Here is a 462-nt window from a genome sequence, read left to right as displayed (position 1 = left end):
AACATCCCGGAACAGCTCCTCGCCAATACTCAAACCGTAAGGAATCATACCGTATGCAGCCTGATCCTTCTTCATAACGTTCTTAACCAGCGATTCTCTGTCCAGAGCGATAGAGAATGCATACGGATTTTTTCGTTGGTAAAGATCCCATCCGGATCCTCGTTATTAAAGCAGATATAACTGTATCTCGGCTGCGGTCCCTCTAAAAGCTGTACCTCGCCTCCGTCAATTTTGGCCTTTAATGTATCCGCGTACTCACTGCGGACCTTTCTCAAGATATCGAGCTGGCCCTGATTAAACATCTGCTCTCTTGTATTCTCGTCCTGTGCCAGCACCATGTTGACTGTTTCCAGTTTTACATTTGCCGCATCCCAGTAATTCGGATTCTTCTTCAACACAATTTTGGAACCGCGGGTCCACTCTGCCGCGTAGAATGGTCCTGAACTGCTGAGTTCCTCTGCC

The 462-nt window shown here is 47.6% G+C and carries 1 protein-coding gene; it reads right to left on the bottom strand.

Annotated features, from left to right (window positions below; translation table 11 throughout):
* Positions 1-71: 71 nt before the first annotated feature.
* On the bottom strand, positions 72-462 hold a 391-nt coding region (locus tag NE664_13805; GenBank protein MCQ4727708.1), incomplete at its 5' end, for an ABC transporter substrate-binding protein.

This window comes from Anaerotignum faecicola, from assembly GCA_024460105.1.
In the GTDB taxonomy this organism is placed as follows: Bacteria; Bacillota; Clostridia; order Lachnospirales; family Anaerotignaceae; genus JANFXS01.
Note: the sequence above shows the minus strand (reverse complement) of the source record. Positions and strands in the feature narration are given on the sequence as shown.